Genomic DNA, 3,092 nt, shown 5'->3' with positions numbered 1-3,092 from the left:
GTTACATTATCCGATATGAGGAATTGGTTTACTCACTGCTGTTATTGTACCTCATCTATCTGAGAAACGCTATAGATTACAAAGCAATACCAGTGCAAGCGACGGCTGAGGTGTTATAGTCAATTGTAAAAGTTTGGTAAAGTTATTGCGCCTACCGCGAAGCTGAGCGACACCGGAGAAATTTTGTTTCGTCGCCCGGACACTCTACATACAAGCACAACGCAGCAGACCCAAATGCAGTCCGCTACAACTCTCCAGAAGTTGTAAAATAACTTTTGCAGCCGGCACACCATAGGGATTTAGTTATTTTTGTATACTATGTGAAAAGAGTGAGAACTATTAGAAGGAATTGGGTTCGACCAACCAAGAATCTCGTGTGATATCCTTAAGCCAATGCTCAAAGTATCAACTAGAAGGCTCGCAGAACAAAGCTGATTTTACCCCCAAAATATCAAAGAGGTCAACATGGAAAGAGAACAGGACGCTCATATCGTACCCATTAGCAACCAGAGCCGACAGGTGCAGCAATTTTCCGTTGACGAGGGAGAAGAGTTAAGCGCGCAGCCTCAGAAAGGATTGAATCTAAAACCGTTTTTGAGGACTTTTCAGCGACAAGCCCTAATCATTATTGGGATTATAGGTCTAGTAGGCGGTGGAGTTACTTATCAGATCAAGGGAGGCAAGAAAACATATCAAGGCGATTTTCGGATGTTAGTGGAACCCGTGACAACGGAGGCAAGAATTGCTGATCCCTCAGCCCTAGCCAATCGCGGCCAGGGGGGAGAAGTGCCTAATCGAGATTTTTTTAGTTTGGACTACGCAACTCAACTTCAAATTCTCCAGAGTCCTCAGATGCTGTCGGCTATTGTTAAACAAGTGCAAAAACGATATCCAGAAGTTACCCAGGAAATTCTTAAAAAAGGATTAGTCGTTTTGCGGGTGGGAGAAGACCAAATGACGCTGACTAAAATTTTGGAAGTTCGCTTCATGGGGAGTGATCCTAAATTAGTTGAGTTCGTTTTACAAGAAACTAAAAAGAAATATTTAAAGTATAGTCTTGACGAACGCAAGACTCGCATTGGTGAAGGTGTTATTTTTATTGAAGACCAGCTTCCGGGACTCAATAAGCGCGTAAACAAGCTGAAATCGGAGTTACAGGTGATACAGGAGCAGCAAAAGATTACCAATCCTCAAGAACAAGGCGCGCAATTAATGGAGCAAGTTCGTACCGTAGAAACTTTAGAGTTAGAAACTCAAAGGCTACTGCAAGAACAAAAAACGCTGTACGCTAACTTGCAAAAACAATTAGATTTTACACCAAATGAAGCTATTGCCGCTTCCGCTTTAAGCGAAGAACCTCAATATAAAGAGTTGCTGACCAAGGTTAAGGAAGTAGAAGGTCAGATTGCTGTAGAAACAGCTCGTTTTAAATCTGCTAACCCTATAGTGGAAGCTTTAGAGCGCAAGCGAGCAAATTTAGTAGCTTTGCTCAACCAGCAAACTGATCGAATTTTGGGGCAAAATTTAGTAGGCACCCAAGCCAATTCTAAAGTTCAGAATTTTCAAAATTCAATTCGCATAGGCTTGATTAAACAATTGGTTGATACTGCTAACCAAGTTGAAGTCTTAGAAGCTCGCCGTCAGGCAATCAGCCAAACTAAAAACAATTTAAACCGACAAGCAACAGAATTCCCCACCATAGCCCGCCGCTACAACGAACTGCAACAGCAATTAGAAGTAGCCGCCCGTACCCGCGATCAACTTTTAAGCCAGCGGGAAACTCTGCGCGTCCAAGCAGCTCAAAGCCAAGTCCCTTGGGAAATAATTTCTGAACCACTGATACCGCGAGATGCTAATGGCAACCTGATTCCAGTTGCCACGAAAGCTAAAAACAAATTGCTGATGGCAGTTGTTGGGGCGCTAGTTTTGGGTCTGGGAGCTGCTATCCTCATTGAAAAGTTCCGCAATATTTTCTACTGTGCTGATGACGTTAAAGATGCGGTTGAAGCGCCTTTATTGGGAGCAATTCCTCTTGACAAAAATGCTAAATATTTTCCGCCTTCTATTGCTAATGCCTATGCTTATCTTGAAGGAAAAAAGGGTAATAAGAAAAATGCTGCGGAATTTATAGAAGCTTTTGACTCTCTCTATACTAATATCCGCTTTCTTTCTTCAAATCGAACGATTAGCTCTTTGGCAATTGGTTCGGCTACAGTTGGCGAAGGCAAATCTACCGTTGCTTTAAACTTAGCTCACGTGGCAGCGCTCGCGGGTCAGCGAGTGCTGTTAGTAGACGCGAATTTGCATTCCCCCAGCCTGCACTTGCTGTTGGAACTGCCTAATGTCAAGGGATTGAGCAACTTGCTCGACAATAAAAACGAACCCCATGAAATTATCCAACGATCGCATCTAGCAGATAATCTTTTTGTATTAACTGCCGGTCTCCCGGAGCCTGGTACTGCTAGACGGCTGGCATCATCTCAGATGCAGTATTTAATGGAAGAACTTCAGGCAAAATTTGACTTAGTTATCTACGATACGCCGCCGCTGGCGGACAGTAAAGATACGAATTTTTTAGCGGCGCGCACCGATGGCATACTGATGGTTGTAGCAATTAAGCAGGTTCCCTTTTCTGTAGTCAAAAAAGTTTTCAGTCAATTAGAAAATTTTGGCATACCATGCTTGGGTACAGTTGCGAATCATGCCCCTAAACGCAAGAAGTATCCAGCATCTAGATCATCAGTTGTTGAAGATAAAAATGAATATTTGAATCTGACACCAGCACCGTCTCGTATCCGCAAACTAGCTCCTAAAAAAGAGTGACACTCAAAAAAGCTGACCCCCAAAAAATGAATACAAGCCCCCGACAGGAGTCATGGCACTCCTAAAATTTTAGACTCTTGTTCAAGCTCCCAGATTCGTCTGTGGAGTAAATCGAAAATCTAAAATCGTTCGAGTGAGCGCGCTGACGGGGTGACAACCCCGTCAGAACACTGATATAATCAAGGACATAGCCCAATACGGTTCAGTTAAGGGCTATGCAGTGCTTAAAACAATAAATACAGGAGGGTTCATTATGATTCCAGTACCTC

The 3,092-nt window shown here is 43.1% G+C and carries 1 protein-coding gene; it reads left to right on the top strand.

The window, feature by feature from the left end; translation table 11 throughout:
• Positions 1-465: 465 nt before the first annotated feature.
• On the top strand, positions 466-2,823 hold the full coding sequence (locus QUB14_RS28295; protein ID WP_333221513.1) for a polysaccharide biosynthesis tyrosine autokinase: 2,358 nt from the start codon (positions 466-468) through the stop codon (positions 2,821-2,823).
• Positions 2,824-3,092: the final 269 nt, after the last annotated feature.

It is taken from the genome of Microcoleus sp. B3-D2 (genome assembly GCF_036705345.1).
Taxonomy (GTDB): domain Bacteria; phylum Cyanobacteriota; class Cyanobacteriia; order Cyanobacteriales; family Microcoleaceae; genus Microcoleus.
This window is presented reverse-complemented; position numbering and strand designations above follow the sequence as displayed.

Coding starts and splice junctions, on each gene's coding strand:
- QUB14_RS28295 (WP_333221513.1), top strand. CDS start 466: ATGGAAAGAGAACAGGACGCTCATATCGTACCCATTAGCAACCAGAGC.